Annotated in this window: 11 protein-coding genes and 1 pseudogene; 7 read left to right on the top strand and 5 right to left on the bottom strand. The window is 56.9% G+C overall.

From position 1 onward, the window contains the following. Together B3Y70_RS14925 and rpmE are read right to left on the bottom strand one after the other, a co-directional pair. The coding region (locus tag B3Y70_RS14925; RefSeq protein ID WP_278350788.1) for a malic enzyme-like NAD(P)-binding protein at positions 1–733 on the bottom strand (733 nt) is incomplete at its 3' end. A gap of 213 nt (positions 734–946) precedes the next feature. After that, positions 947–1,168, bottom strand: coding sequence for a 50S ribosomal protein L31 (gene rpmE, locus B3Y70_RS14920; RefSeq protein ID WP_014420566.1), 222 nt, complete (start codon positions 1,166–1,168; stop codon positions 947–949). Between the two features lie 190 nt (positions 1,169–1,358). On the opposite strand from rpmE, the gene B3Y70_RS14915 reads away from it, so the two are divergent. The 6 genes from B3Y70_RS14915 to hslU all read left to right on the top strand — a co-directional run bounded on the left by B3Y70_RS14915 (position 1,359) and on the right by hslU (position 10,179). Further along, entirely contained in the window at positions 1,359–3,575 is a 2,217-nt protein-coding gene (locus B3Y70_RS14915; RefSeq protein ID WP_288590019.1) for a primosomal protein N', read from the top strand. 179 nt (positions 3,576–3,754) lie between these two features. Next, positions 3,755–5,731 carry an Ig-like domain-containing protein gene (locus B3Y70_RS14910; protein ID WP_286895132.1) on the top strand — a complete coding sequence of 659 codons (1,977 nt, stop codon included), beginning with the start codon at positions 3,755–3,757 and terminating at the stop codon, positions 5,729–5,731. A 142-nt stretch (positions 5,732–5,873) separates the two neighbouring features. Next, complete coding sequence (gene argS, locus B3Y70_RS14905; protein WP_288590018.1) at positions 5,874–7,559, top strand: arginine--tRNA ligase; 1,686 nt, start codon at positions 5,874–5,876, stop codon at positions 7,557–7,559. A 7-nt stretch (positions 7,560–7,566) separates the two neighbouring features. Then, positions 7,567–8,211: an SPOR domain-containing protein gene (locus B3Y70_RS14900; RefSeq protein WP_286895128.1), complete on the top strand. Its 645-nt coding sequence runs from the start codon at positions 7,567–7,569 to the stop codon at positions 8,209–8,211. 91 nt (positions 8,212–8,302) lie between these two features. Then, a complete protein-coding gene (hslV, locus tag B3Y70_RS14895; RefSeq protein WP_153741474.1) occupies positions 8,303–8,833 on the top strand; it encodes an ATP-dependent protease subunit HslV in 531 nt (176 codons plus the stop codon). 14 nt (positions 8,834–8,847) lie between these two features. Beyond that, positions 8,848–10,179 carry an HslU--HslV peptidase ATPase subunit gene (gene hslU, locus B3Y70_RS14890; RefSeq protein ID WP_011784336.1) on the top strand — a complete coding sequence of 444 codons (1,332 nt, stop codon included), beginning with the start codon at positions 8,848–8,850 and terminating at the stop codon, positions 10,177–10,179. A gap of 85 nt (positions 10,180–10,264) precedes the next feature. On the opposite strand, the gene B3Y70_RS14885 is transcribed toward hslU, so the two are convergent. The 3 genes from B3Y70_RS14885 to B3Y70_RS14875 form a co-directional block, all read right to left on the bottom strand. Beyond that, positions 10,265–11,506: a patatin family protein gene (locus tag B3Y70_RS14885; protein WP_273031139.1), complete on the bottom strand. Its 1,242-nt coding sequence runs from the start codon at positions 11,504–11,506 to the stop codon at positions 10,265–10,267. 93 nt (positions 11,507–11,599) lie between these two features. Continuing rightward, the gene (ptsP, locus tag B3Y70_RS14880; protein ID WP_011784334.1) at positions 11,600–13,906 is read right to left on the bottom strand and encodes a phosphoenolpyruvate--protein phosphotransferase; all 2,307 of its coding nucleotides are present in this window, start codon (positions 13,904–13,906) and stop codon (positions 11,600–11,602) included. Positions 13,907–13,918: 12 nt separating this feature from the next. Continuing rightward, the gene (locus tag B3Y70_RS14875) at positions 13,919–14,449 is read right to left on the bottom strand and encodes an RNA pyrophosphohydrolase (RefSeq protein ID WP_011784333.1); all 531 of its coding nucleotides are present in this window, start codon (positions 14,447–14,449) and stop codon (positions 13,919–13,921) included. Between the two features lie 182 nt (positions 14,450–14,631). Between B3Y70_RS14875 and B3Y70_RS14870 the strand changes: the two are divergent. Continuing rightward, positions 14,632–14,771, top strand: a pseudogene (locus B3Y70_RS14870) (HAD-IB family hydrolase); the annotation flags it as partial.

The following is a 14,771-nucleotide window of genomic DNA, read 5'->3' as shown; positions in this document are numbered from 1 at the left end:
TGTCGGTATCGTTGGCGAACATCGCCTTGTACTGGTTCAGATCATCACGACCAGAGTGGATCACACCCTTACGGTCGAGCATGAAGATGTTCTCAGAGCGCATACCGCAGCTGATCAGCAACTTCATGCAGGCAATGGCGGCCGCACCGGCGCCCAGACATACCACCTTTGCCTCTTCAATTTTCTTGCCCTGCAGCTCAAGAGCATTGATCATGCCGGCCGCAGTTACGATAGCGGTACCGTGCTGGTCATCGTGGAAGATGGGCACGTTACACTTTTCAATCAGCGCACGCTCAATCTCGAAGCACTCCGGTGCTTTGATGTCCTCGAGGTTGATACCACCGAAGGTATCAGCGATGCGCTCAACAGTTTCAATAAACGCTTGCGGGCTTTCGGAATTAACCTCGATGTCGAAGACGTCAATTCCGGCAAAGCGCTTGAACAGTACGCCCTTGCCTTCCATAACCGGCTTGCTCGCCAAAGGGCCGAGATTACCCAGACCCAGGATAGCGGTACCGTCAGAAATCACGGCAACCAGGTTACCCTTGGCTGTGTATTTGTAAGCGTTCTCGGGGTCCTTCGCGATCTCGCGGACCGGTTCGGCAACCCCGGGGCTGTACGCCAGGGAAAGGTCGCGGGAAGTCTGGGTCGGCTTCGTAATTTCAACACTCAGCTTACCCGGCCGCGGTTTGGCGTGATATTCAAGGGCTGCTTCTTTCAGATCTTGAGACATTGCCACTGTTCCGTTTGTCACGTTTAAAGGTAAATCCCGCTGGGGCTCGCCCAACGGAGCGCGCCATTATGGCGCGCCCGACCCAAAACGACAAGCCGAAATCGAATATTTTGTGAACAGTCAATAGTGCATTTTGCGTATATAGCAAACTTTATTTTTCAATGGCGCACAAAAAAAGCGCCCGAAGGCGCTTTTTCAACATCCCGGTGCGGATCAGTCTTTCTTGCCACCGATACGGCTGCCGAAACGCTTCTGGAAGCGATCGATACGACCACCGGTGTCCATAACCTTCTGCTTGCCGGTGTAGAACGGGTGGCACTGGGAACATACGTCCAGCTGCAGATCGTGGCCGATGGTAGAACGGGTCTTGATCACATTACCGCAGGAACAGGTAGCGGTGATGTCTTCGTACTTCGGGTGAATACCTTCTTTCATGGCGAACCTCGTTAGGTCATGCCGCTACCTGATCACGGGGCATCTTTGCTGCCCAGGTGCCAGGCACCGCATGTTTGAATCAATTGAAAAGACCGTGCACAATCAAGCCCGGCCAGAAACAGACCGCGAATCTTACTGACAAACCCGACCACAGGCAAGTATCTTGGCCATCCGGAACAGTCCGGATACCATGCAACCAGCCTACTTTTGCCCGCTTTCAGGATACGCAGTTACCGTGACACGGCCCTCAACCGCTCGCATCGCCCTGAATCGCCCGCTCCGGCGACTCTTTGATTACCGAATCCCGGAGACCATGACCGTCTCCCCCGGGCAACGCGTGAAAGTACCCTTTGGCAGGCAAACCCTGACCGGCCTTGTGGTGAAAACCGGCGTGACACCACCAGACGGCATTACCCTCAAGCCCATCCTGGAAGTGCTGGAGCCGTGGCTCGCCTTACCCACAGCCACCTTCCAACTCCTTAGCTGGGCCAGCGACTACTATCAGCACCCCTTGGGTGAGTGCCTGTTCACCGCCCTGCCTCCCGCATTACGCCGAGGCCGGCCGTCACAGCAGAAACAGGATGAACACTGGCAAGGCACCCAAAACATCGCCCCACTGCCGGCCAACGCCCATCGACAGAAAGCCTTGCTGGAATCCATCCAGCGCGCACCCGGCATATCGACCGGCGAACTGGTTAAAGCCGGCTTCAACCGCCCTCAGATCAAAAGCCTTCGCGATAAAGGCCTCATCGAACTTAGCGATCCACAGCATCCGACTTCCAGCGAGAGCATCGTCACAGTAGACGGCCCCAGACTCTCACCCGCGCAACTGGCAGCGGCCAAAGAATTACCGCAGGTTACAGATCGCTTCAGTGCCACACTTCTTTATGGCATCACCGGGAGCGGCAAAACCGAGCTCTATCTTCATTACCTGACACAAAAACTGCAGGACGACCAACAGGCTCTGGTACTGGTTCCCGAAATCAACCTCACGCCCCAGACCCTCGAGCGCTTCAGGCGTTACTTCGGCAACCGGATTGTAGCCTGGCACTCGGCCCTGAACGACAGCGAACGCCTGGCTACCTGGCTGAGAATCCGACATGGGGAACCGGTTATTCTGATTGGCACCCGCTCCGCCGTCTTGCTGCCGTTCACGAATCTTCGCGCCATTGTTGTGGACGAAGAACACGACAACTCCTACAAGCAGGGCGAAGGGTTTCGCTATTCGGGGCGGGACGTTGCCGTCTATCGGGCTCACCTGAATCAGTGCCCCGTCATCCTGGGCTCAGCGACGCCTTCGCTGGAATCATGGCACAACGCCAGGCAAGGCAAATACCACCTTATCCGGCTGGAACAACGGGCTGGCAATGCCTCACCTCCGGAAGTGGAGTTGCTCGACATCCGCAGCCGCCCTCTGGAGGCCGGCCTTTCGCGCCCCACCCTGAACGCTATAAAGGAAACACTGGTACGAGGTGAGCAGGCACTGGTATTTGTGAACCGGCGGGGATTCGCCCCCATCATGATGTGCTTCGATTGTGGCCACATGGAGGAATGCCCGCGCTGCGATACCCGACTGACATACCATCGCCGGGACAGAGCCATGCGTTGCCATCACTGCGACTTCCAGATGGCCGCAAACCACAGCTGCCCCAAATGCCGGAGTGAAAATTTCAAACCCGTGGGCCAAGGCACAGAGCGCACCGAAGAAACCCTGGCCGAACAGTTTCCGGACACCCCCATTGTACGGGTAGACAGGGACAGCACCCAGCGCAAAGGGAGTATCCAGAATATACTGGCTCAGGTTAACAGCGGTGCCCCCTGCATACTGGTGGGCACCCAGATGCTCGCCAAGGGCCATGACTTTCCCAACGTGACCCTGGTTGCCGTCGTCAACGCCGATGGTGGCCTGTTCAGTGTCGATTTTCGGGCGCCGGAACAGATGGTGCAGACACTTTTGCAAGTGAGCGGCCGCGCTGGCCGGGGCGAAAAACCCGGCAAAGTGCTTATCCAGACCTGCCACAGCGACCACCCGCTGTTGAAGTCGCTCTGCCAGGGTAATTATGCCGCGCTGGCAGACCAACTTCTGACTGAACGCCAAACCGGCGCCCTGCCACCATTCCGCGCCATGGCCATACTCCGCGCGGAAGCCGACACCATGCAGGCAAGCCTGCAACTGTTAGACAGCATTAAACCAATGACGGCCGCGAACGGCATAGAAACCTGGGGGCCGCTACCGGCGGTAATTGCACGCAAAGCCGACCGACACCGGGCGCAGCTGATCCTGTGCAGTAACCACCGGCGCCAACTCAACCATCTGCTCACTCACATTTGCCAGTACCTGGACCAATGCAAACTGCCAGCGAGCACCAAATGGATTGTTGATGTTGACCCTCAGGAGACTGGCTGAAGATCATCATCCCGAATCGTGACACAGTCCATATTCTGCAATTCGTTACAATCTTTTTCAGAATTCACCATTCATACTCATTCAGTTTGAACTGACTGTGCTATGATTTTCAGCACTATAACCACTACTCTTGGATCAAAACCTGAGGTTGCGGTTCTCGTGCGGGAATGCGCAGGTTTATGGCTTTTGCTGTCGATGAAAACTGGAGAAACAAAATGGCATGGAAATTCCTTGCGCGTGCGGCCGCATTGTCGCTGAGCCTTTTGCTCATAGCTTGTGGAGGCGACAGTGGCTCCACCTCACTATCAGGTGTTGGTGGGGGTAGCGGAACTGGAGGTTCCACTACAAATCCTGATACAGCTCAAGTCGGCTCGGTCGAACTTGTTGCAAGCCCTGTCAGCCTGGACACATCAACAAACGCCCAATCTTCCATCACGGCTCGCGTCAAAGATGCGAATGGCGTCTTACTGGAAGGTGTGCCAGTCAGTTTTAGTGCAACAAATGGTGGAACACTCGCTGTATCTCAGGGCGAAACTGATGAAGCAGGTGTTGCCTCCGCCATACTGACAACGAATGGAGATCCGAGAAACCGGACCGTGACGGTAACAGCCCAAAGCGGCAGCTCCTCTGATTCGGTCAATATTTCCATTTCGGGCACATCCATCGCAATTGCCGGCCCGTCCTCTATTTCCCTCGGGGCCAGCACCGGACTCAGAGTCACTCTCGCTGACGCAGACGGCAACGGCATTCCAAACGAAACAGTGAACCTCACAACAAACTTGGGAACCCTGTCCGCTTCAACCCTTACAACCAGCTCCAACGGTGTTGTCGACGTACAGCTCAATAGCGGCTCAACCGGCGGAACAGCTTCGATAATCGCATCGGCATTCAGCGGATCGAGCACCGTTTCCGCTACGAAAAACATCGTTGTTGCGGGAGACAGGTTCGGTTTCACATCACCAGCCCCCAACACGGAGGTAGTCCTCAACACGCCGCAAACACTGACTATGGAATGGCTCGTTGATGGCAATCCAGTGGCAGATGGCACACAGATTCAATTCTCTGCCACTCGCGGGACGTTAGACCCTGCGAACGGTGTAGCAACTACAACGGGCGGCATGGCCAGCATCGATATCTCATCAGCAAATGCGGGCATCTCAACTGTCACAGCATCGGATCCGAGTTCTGGCCTGTCTTCAGACCTTACGTTCGAGTTTGTCGCCACCATCCCGGACGACATCAACCTTCAAGCGACAAAAACCCAACTTGACTTGGGCGAAACCTCAGAAATCATTGCGATCATCAGGGACGCAGAAAACAATCTCGTCAAAAACCAAGAGGTTACATTTAGCATCCTTGAAGACGGTAGTGGTGGCAGCCTGAACTCGAGTCGAGATATCACCGACTCCCAAGGGCGCGCCTCAACAATATACCAAGCCGGAGCTAATAGCAGCGGAAGAGATGGCGTAGTGATTCAGGCCACGGTTGCAGGAAGTATTGTAGATACGGTCACTCTAACTGTCGCTCGGCAAGCCCTGCGTCTTGCGATTGGAACAGGCAATGAGATCATTGAGCCGGACACTGTTCGTTACGTGAAAGATTACGTGGCTATCGTAACGGATGCGAATGGGGCGCCCGTCGAAAATGCAAATATTGAGCTCAGCGTTCTTCCCACCGGTTATCGTAAGGGGACATACGCCATTTCGACGGATGACAGTTGGGTAATTCCGCCAGGCCTTGAGTTCTGCGAAGCTGAGGACGCCAACCGAAATGGACAACTGGACACCGAGGACTCTAACGGGAACGATCTTCTGGATCCTGGCGAAGATTTAAACGGCAACGGCGTTCTGGATACGGAGGATACAAACGGCAGCGACAAGCTAGAGCCGACCAACTCGGCTACGACTAGCGCGGCTTCTGTCGTGTCCGCATCAGACGGCTCCGCTGATTTTTCACTGATTTATCCGCAAAGCCACTGCGGCTGGGTAAAAGTTGAACTCACCGCTACCGTTCGTGTAGACGGATCAGAAAGCATAGAATCCTCGGAATTCTATCTCTCTTGTTCAGCATCCGATTTGTCGAACGTCGACGTAGATCCTCCCGGCGGTGTGGAGGGATTGTACGGACGCGCCCAAGACTGCACAGTTGTGGACTAATTAAAATAGCCCCGCAAACGCGGGGCTTTTTTTTGAACGCGTTTGAGTAAGCTTCACCTTTCCGCGATAATAGCGCCCTTCTGTGTTCAAAGGGCCTCCTGCCCCGAATTCAATTCTCCTGTAGACCGAGTCATTCGACAGCATGAAAGAGACCGTATCCGAGCTTCTCCAGTCTGCACTGGCGACCCTGCAATCTGACGGCACACTGCCGGCAGACCAGAGCTTCACTCCTCAGGTGGGCAACACCAAAGACAAGTCCCACGGGGACTATGCCTGTAACATTGCCCTGGTGGCCTCCAAAGCCGCCGGCTGCCCGCCTCGCAAGCTGGCCGAAGCCCTGGTGGCGGCATTGCCAGAGAGCTCCGCCGTGGAGAAAGTGGAGATTGCCGGGCCGGGGTTTATCAATTTTTTCATGAGCACCGCCAGCGCCTTCGGCATTGTGAACACTATCCTGGACGAAGCGCAGCAGTTCGGCCGCAACAACTCCGGTAACGGCGAAAAGGTTCAGGTGGAGTTTGTGTCTGCCAACCCCACCGGCCCTCTGCACGTGGGTCACGGACGGGGCGCCGCCATTGGCGATTGCCTGTGCCGCTTGCTGGAAGCCAACGGTTACAACGTTACCCGGGAGTTTTACTACAACGACGCCGGAGCCCAGATCAACAATCTGGCCCTTTCGGTGCAGTCCCGCGTTAAGGGCCTGACGCCGGAAGATGAAAGCTGGCCGGAAGATGGCTACCGGGGCGATTACATCGTCGATGTGGCAAACGCCTACCTTGCTGGCGAAACCGTGGTGGCCGATGACCGCGAGGTAACCGCAAAAGCCGATCCGGAAGACCGGGATGCCATCCGGGAATTCGCCGTCGCCTACCTGCGCCGTGAGCAGGACCTGGACCTGAAAGCCTTCGGGGTTCAGTTCGATGTGTATTTCCTGGAATCCTCTCTGTACGAGGATGGCAAGGTGGAAGCCACCGTTGAGCGCCTCAAGGCCAACGGTTACACCTATGAGCAGGATGGCGCCATGTGGCTGAAAACCACCGAGTTCGGCGACGACAAAGACAGGGTGATGCGCAAGAAAGACGGCGGCTACACCTACTTCCTGCCCGATGTCGCCTACCACCTGGACAAGTGGCAGCGCGGTTTTACCACCGTAATTAACGAGCAGGGCGCTGACCACCACTCCACCGTAACCCGTGTTCGCGCGGGACTGCAGGCCCTGAAGGCAGATATCCCCCAGGGATGGCCGGATTACGTTCTGCACCAGATGGTGATGGTGACCCGCTCTGGCCAGGAAGTAAAAATCTCCAAGCGCGCAGGCAGCTACGTTACCGTGCGGGATCTGATCGACGAAGTGGGCCGAGATGCCACCCGCTTCTTCCTGGCGGCGCGTCGCGTGGATTCCCAGTTGACTTTCGATATCGACCTGGCGCGCTCCCAGACCAATGAAAACCCGGTGTATTACATCCAATATGCCCATGCCCGGATTTGCAGCGTGCTGCGCAAGCTGGCCGCCGAGGGCGTACAGCGTGGCATGAACGAATGCGTCGGCGACCTGAGCCTGCTGACTCTGGATGAAGAAAAAGAGCTGGCCAACCAGTTGGCGAAGTATCCGGAACTGATTGCCAACTCTGCCGCGCAGCGCGAGCCGCATCACCTCACCCATTACCTGCGTGAGCTGGCGGGCCAGTTCCATACTTACTACAACGCCCACAAGGTGCTGATTGAAGATACCGCCCTGCGGGACGCAAGAGTCAGCCTGTACCTGGCCGTGCGCCAGGTGATTGCCAACGGCCTGGACCTGCTCGGCGTAAGCGCACCAGAGGAGATGTAATCAGGCCATGGCCAGAGATTACGCCAGGAAAGATCGCCCTGCGGGCAAAGGGGCCGCCGCCAGCAAGCCTGCGGCCAGGCCCCGCAAGCCGTCCAAACCCCAAAAGAGTGCACCATCACACTCACAGCATGGCGCGTTGTCTATGAAAACCATCCTGTCTCTGGCCGCCGTGGGTGGCTTCATCGGCTTTATCGTCTACCTGAACACCTTGCCCGGCGGGCCGGAAACGGCCGGGCAAACCCCGATTCAGGAGCAAACCCCGGTAGCGCCCAAGCAACCCGCCAACACCACGGCTAAACAGGATGGCCGGCCGAAAGAGCAGAACTTCCGGTTCTATGAAATGCTGCCGGAATCCGAGGTCGTTCCGCCCAAAGTGGAAGAATATACCCCGGGCCCGGCCATGCAGGAGTTCGATTATGTCGTACAGTCTGGCTCGTTCAGGAGTAAGGAAGACGCCGAGCGACAGCGCGCACAGATCGCCTTCCAGGGACTCAGGGCTCATGTACAGCGTATTGATCTCGACAATGGAAGTGTCTGGTACCGCGTAAATGTGGGACCATTCAACTCACGCAGCCAGATGAACTCGGCGGTCGACAAGCTGGTTACTATCAATATCCAGCCTCTGGTGCGGAAGATCCCGAAAGAAGGCTGAACTTTGTTCAGCCACCTCCCCTGCTCTTGAAATCCCGCCCAGTGCCTCCATAAAGCCAAAATACAAATTCAAACAGGCAACTGGAGCGCCAATGACCACGATAGTTTCCGTACGCCGGGAGAATGAAGTCGCCATGGGCGGTGACGGCCAGGTATCCCTCGGCAACACCGTTATGAAAGGCAATGCCCGAAAGGTACGCCGCCTGTACAACGGCCAGGTAATCGCTGGTTTTGCCGGTGGCACCGCCGATGCCTTCACCTTGTTCGAGCGATTCGAGGCCCAGCTGGAAAAACACCAGGGCAATCTCACCCGTGCCGCTGTAGAGCTGGCCAAAGACTGGCGCACGGACCGAGCCCTGCGCAAACTGGAAGCCCTGCTGGCCGTTGCGGACAAAACCGCTTCCCTGATCATTACCGGCAACGGCGACGTAATCGAGCCGGAGCAGGGGCTGATCGCTATCGGCTCAGGCGGGCCGTTTGCCCAGGCCGCAGCCCGGGCGCTGCTGGAAAACACCGAGCTCGGCGCCCACGAAATCGCCGAGAAGGCGCTCGAAATTGCCGGCGATATCTGCATTTACACCAATCAGAACCGCACTCTGGAAGTGCTGCCCATTAAAGACTGACGACCGGAGCGACCATGTCTGCAATGACTCCCCGAGAGATTGTCCACGAACTGAACAAACACATCGTGGGCCAGGAAGAAGCAAAACGCGCCGTCGCCATTGCCCTGCGTAACCGTTGGCGCCGCATGCAACTGGACAGCAGTCTGCGGGATGAAATTACCCCGAAAAACATCCTGATGATCGGCCCCACCGGCGTCGGCAAAACGGAGATCGCCCGCCGGCTGGCCAAACTGGCGGATGCTCCCTTTCTGAAAGTGGAAGCCACCAAATTTACCGAAGTGGGCTATGTAGGCCGGGATGTTGAGTCCATCATCCGCGACCTGGCCGACATGGCGGTGAAAATGCTGCGCGAACAGGAAATGAAGCGGCATGAACACCGTGCACTGGATGCCGCCGAAGACCGCATTCTGGATGCCCTGCTGCCGCCCCCCAGGGATTTTAACGAAGACAGCCAGCGCACCAATGCGGACTCCTCAACCCGACAGCTTTTCCGCAAGAAACTGAGAGAAGGCGAGCTGGACGACAAGGAAATCGAGATCGATTTGCGCAGCAGTGGAGCCGGCGTGGAGATCATGGCACCTCCGGGTATGGAAGAGATGACCTCTCAACTGCAGAGCATGTTCTCCAACCTGTCTTCGGACAAACGCAAAACCCGCAAGATGAAAGTGGCGGATGCCATGAAGCGGGTGAAGGACGAAGAAGCCGCCAAGCTGGTGAATGAGGAAGAGATCAAGCAGAAGGCCATTCAGGCGGTTGAGCAGAACGGGATTGTCTTTATCGATGAGATCGACAAGGTTGCCAAACGCTCGGAAAACACCTCCTCGGATGTGTCCCGGGAAGGCGTTCAGCGCGACTTGTTGCCTCTGATTGAAGGCAGCACCGTAAGCACCAAATACGGTTCCATTCGGACTGACCACATTCTGTTCATTGCCTCTGGCGCCTTCCACCTGTCCAAGCCCTCTGACCTGATTCCGGAACTGCAGGGCCGCCTGCCGATTCGCGTGGAGCTGCAGGCGCTGACGCCGGACGACTTCAAGCGCATTCTGACCGAACCGGATGCCTCGCTGGTGCAGCAGTATGAAGCGCTGATGGGCACCGAAGGTGTGAAACTGACCTTCGCCGACGATGCCATCGCCCGCATTGCGGAAGTGGCTTACAAGGTGAACGAAACCACCGAGAATATCGGTGCGCGCCGCCTGCATACCGTGCTTGAGCGCTTGCTGGAAAGTCTGTCCTACGACGCTGGCGACCAGGTCACCGATACCTTTGAGGTGACCGCGGACTACGTTGACGAGAAGCTCGGCGAGCTGTCTGAAGACGAAGACCTGAGCCGCTACATTCTCTGATTCGCGGTTTCCTGAAATGCCAACAAAAAAGCCGGAGGGGATGACCTCTCCGGCTTTTTCATGCCCGTATCGGCAACATCAGTACTTATTCTGCCTTTGAGAACAGGTGCGTGACGGTACTGAAGCCGCTCGCAATCCGGTTCTTCTCGCCCTGCTTCTTGCGACCTTTGGCCACATACAGGGGCAGCATTTCACCATACAGGCTGGTACTGATGGTTCTCTGCTCATCCTCAAGACGATCCCGGCGCAGCGTAATGCCGTACTTGCGCAGTTTGGGCTCCAATTCATCTGCCCGCCGGAGCAGATCTCGGCGGGTCATCTGATAGGCGTGCTCACACACCATCCGGCGACTCTGGAAGCTGAACACATTTGAGAAAAACAGCTTGGCATCATCCCGGGTAGGTTCAAACAGCAGTATGTCCTTATCCGGATAATCACGGGTATATTGAGCAATACCCGACTGCATACGGGAATAAACCATGGTCCGGAACATCTGGGACAACAGATTCGGCATTCCGGAACGGGTGAGCTCTCCCGGCTTCATGGTCCCCGCGCGCACCGCAGCACTGGCATCGATGGGCACCTGGGGATTGACCGCCAACACCAGATCCGCGCCATCTTCAAAAGCGACCGAGGCATGCAACCCCTTTCGCAGCGTACCGTCCACGTAAAAACGACCATCAATCTCGACCGGCACGTACAGCCCCGGAGATGAAGTACTGGCTTGAACCGCCCGGGATATGGGGACATGATCGTACCCGGGCGCACCAAAGCAGACCGCTTCCGTGCTCTCCACGTCTGCAGCAACCACATACAGACTGCGCTTGAGCTGACGAAAATCATTCGTGCGGCCAAGCATGGTGAAGGCGCGCTTCAGGTACTCGTGCAACCCCTCGTTATCGAAAAGTCCGGCCGGTGCCGCCTGGGCCAGAATGGTCATGGCTTCCAGCAGGCTCTGGTCGTAAGGGTTGTTCACAAACCGGCTGACCGCCGTTGAAAGCAAGCCCGGAACGGCGAGCAGCCGGCGCCCGATCTCACGCAAAGCCGGACGATAGAAAACCTCAGGGTGAAACGGGTGAACCTCAGCTTCGTTCCTTACGAAGATGCGGCAAAGCTGGGCTGTGGTCATCTGGTTTGCCAGATTGGCAACCACAAAAGAGCCGGCATTTACGCCGACATAGACATCGATATTATTGAAATCCAGACCATCCAGGGCTTCGTCCAGAGCCCGCAGGGCACCGATCTCGTAAATACCACCCAGAGGCCCGCCGCCGCCAAGGGCGAGGCCAATTCTCGGTGCTGGCTTGAGCTCGGTCGCTGTCTTCATTGCCTGTCCTTATCGGATACTGCTGCAGGATTTCAGTTATCCAACAACCTAACAAGGGAATTTAGAGTGCGCACACTATAACCCTCACAATGCTCAGGAAACGGCCTGTTCTGCCAGCGCTGCCGACGAGGTACGGGCTGGACGCAAGTAGCGACCAAAACCGGCATTGCGTAACGCCAGATCAACACAGCTCTTGATGACATGGGGCGAATCCAGCAACAGCACATCCTCCAACAGTTGGATGGCCCATTCCCGTCCCACGCTGCGGATCACGGATTTCACTTTCGGCAGACTCGCTGCGTTCATCGACAGGGAATCATAGCCCATGGCCATCAGTAACAGCGCGCCGCCCGGATCACCCGCCAGTTCGCCACAGATACCCACTGGCTTGCCCACCGAATGGGCATCCTGAGCCACCCGCACCAGCGCCTGCAGCACCGCCGGATGATAGGAGTGATACAGCTGCGCCACCCTCGGGTTATTGCGATCTACCGCCAACAGGTATTGAGTCAGATCGTTGGAGCCCACGGACAGGAAATCCACCCGCTCCGCCAGCTCACGAATCTGGTAAACCGCGGCCGGGATTTCCACCATCACACCCACCTTGGGCATATGGATGTCGTACCCTTCTTCACGAACTTCGTGATAGACCCGATAGATCAGGTGCAGGGACTCCTCCACCTCCGAAATATTGCTGATCATCGGCAACATGATCTGCAGGTTGTTCAGACCCTCACTGGCCTTGAGCATGGCCCGCACCTGTACCAGGAAGATCTCAGGATGGTCCAGCGTTACCCGGATACCGCGCCAGCCGAGGAACGGGTTTTCTTCCTGTATGGGAAAATAGGTCAGTGCCTTGTCACCGCCAATATCGAGGGTTCGCATGGTCACCGGATTGGGAGCAAAGGCCTCCAGCTGTTCCCGGTAGTATTCCCGCTGCTCCTGCTCTGACGGGAAGCGATCCTTGATCATGAACGGCACTTCGGTGCGGTACAGGCCAATGCCCTCGGCACCATGGGAAAGAGAGCGCACCACGTCGGTCATCAAACCGGTATTCACCAGCAGCGAGACCCGATGACCATCAGTGGTCTCACAGGGCTTGTCACGCAGCGCTTCAAGGCCCCGAACCAGTTCGTCTTCTTCGTCGCAGATGGCCTGGAAAAAGGCTCTAAGATCCGCCGAGGGAGACGCGAAAATCTGCCCTTCGAAACCATCTACCACCAGTTCCCGGCTATCGAGCTGGTTAACCGGGATGTCTACCAGCCCCATCACCGTGGGCACACCCATAGCCCTGGCCAGGATGGCAACATGGGAGTTGCTCGATCCCTTAACCGAGACCAGTCCAACCAATTGACCTTTGGGCACTTCACCGAGCATGGCCGGCGTCAGCTCTTCACTCACCAGCACGGTGCGCTCGGGATACTCCAGATGCTTCTGCTCACCTTCCTGCAGGTGTGAGAGTAATCGGCGGCCCAGATCACGGATGTCGACTGCGCGTTCTTGCAGGTACAGGTCGTCCATCATCTCGAAATGACGAACATACTGCTGAACCACCTGTTTCAAGGCACCCTGAGCCCAGACGCCTTCCCGGATTCGATTCGCCACCTCACCCGGTAGCGCCTCATCTCCCAGCATCCGCAGGTAAACATCGAACAACGCCTGCTCTTCCGGCCGGAGCTGGGAAGCAAGGCGGTTGGCAACGCGCTCGATATCTTCCCGCACCGCCGAAACAGCTGAACGAAAGAGTTCCAGCTCCTGATCGATGTCTTCGGTCGGCTTTTCCGGAACCACGTCCAGATCGGCGGCAGGATAAACCACCACGCCCGTTCCAATGGCGACACCCGGCGCTCCGGGAACGCCGCTGAAACTGACATCGCGCGCTTCCTCACCCGTCAGCGACAAACCACTGATGGCCCCTGTCGCCTCGCTGTGGGCAATCACACCTGCCAATTGAGCTGAAACTGTGACCAGAAAAGCTTCTTCACCTTCATCGAAGCAACGGGAACTCTCCCGCTGCTGAACCACCAGCACGCCCAGTACCCGGCGATGGTGAATGATCGGCACCCCCAGAAACGAGCGAAAGCGCTCCTCACCGGTTTCCGGGAAGTAACGGTAGCGCGGGTGGGATGGTGCATCCTCAAGATTGATGGGTTCCTCACGGGAACCGACAAGCCCCACCAGACCCTCGGAGTAGGCCAGGCTGACCTGACCCACGGAGTCTTTGTACAGGCCTTCGGTGGCCATCAGGATATAGCGATTGGAGGCGGGATCCAGCAGATAAACCGAGCAGACCTCTGTGCCCATGGCCTTTTGCACCCGCGATACAATGATTTCCAACGCCTCCTGGAGATCGCGGGCGCTGTTTACCTCTTGTACAAGACTTCGCAGGATGCTCAGCATGGAGTCAGTCCGTCATTTCTGATGTTCCTTCATACGCCGTGGGTTCTCGGCCCGGTGCCACTGCTCCATGTTATGAAACAGTCTTGGGGCCAGCTCCCTCAACGCGCGTCTGTATACTTCTCGTTTAAATGAAACCACCTGCCCCAACGGATACCAGTAGCTCACCCACTGCCAGCCGTCGAATTCCGGTGAATCCGTGCCATCCACGCGTACGTGCGCGTCTGGCGATAACATCCTCAGCAGGAACCATTTCTGTTTTTGCCCCACGCATACGGGGTGCGAGTTATGGCGTACCATCCTCCTCGGAAGCCGGTAACGCAGCCAGCCTCGGGTGCAGCTGATGATTTCCACATCGCTGGCACACAGGCCGATTTCCTCTCCAAGCTCCCGGTAGAGTGCATCCTCGGGGGTTTCGTTGTGCTTGATCCCACCCTGAGGAAACTGCCAGGAGTCCTGCCCTATTCGCCTTGCCCAGAGAACTTCTCCCCTGTGGTTGGCCAGAATGATTCCGACGTTGGGTCTGAAACCGTCTGAGTCGATCACGGCACAGTCCTCGTAGTAGTCGGCTGCCGGTTATTTTTTAACCGGCGAAAATTGTCCAAGTTGCTCTCATTCTTACAGAAACCCAAGACTTCGGCAAACGGAGCTGTTGGCGGCACGTTACTGGCGTGCCGTGGTAGACTGTCGCCTTTGCCATAAGGCCTGTACGGATGGGAGGGGAAGGCTTGACGCTCGCGATTTTTGATCTGGATAACACTTTGCTGGCCGGGGACAGCGACCATGCATGGGGCGAATTCCTGGTGGAAGAGGGCATGGTGGATGCGGAGGAGTACAAGCGGGCCAACGACCGCTTCTATCAGGAATA

The sequence above is a fragment of the Marinobacter sp. UBA5687 genome (genome assembly GCF_002420325.1).
GTDB lineage: Bacteria > Pseudomonadota > Gammaproteobacteria > Pseudomonadales > Oleiphilaceae > Marinobacter > Marinobacter nauticus.
Note: the sequence above shows the minus strand (reverse complement) of the source record. Positions and strands in the feature narration are given on the sequence as shown.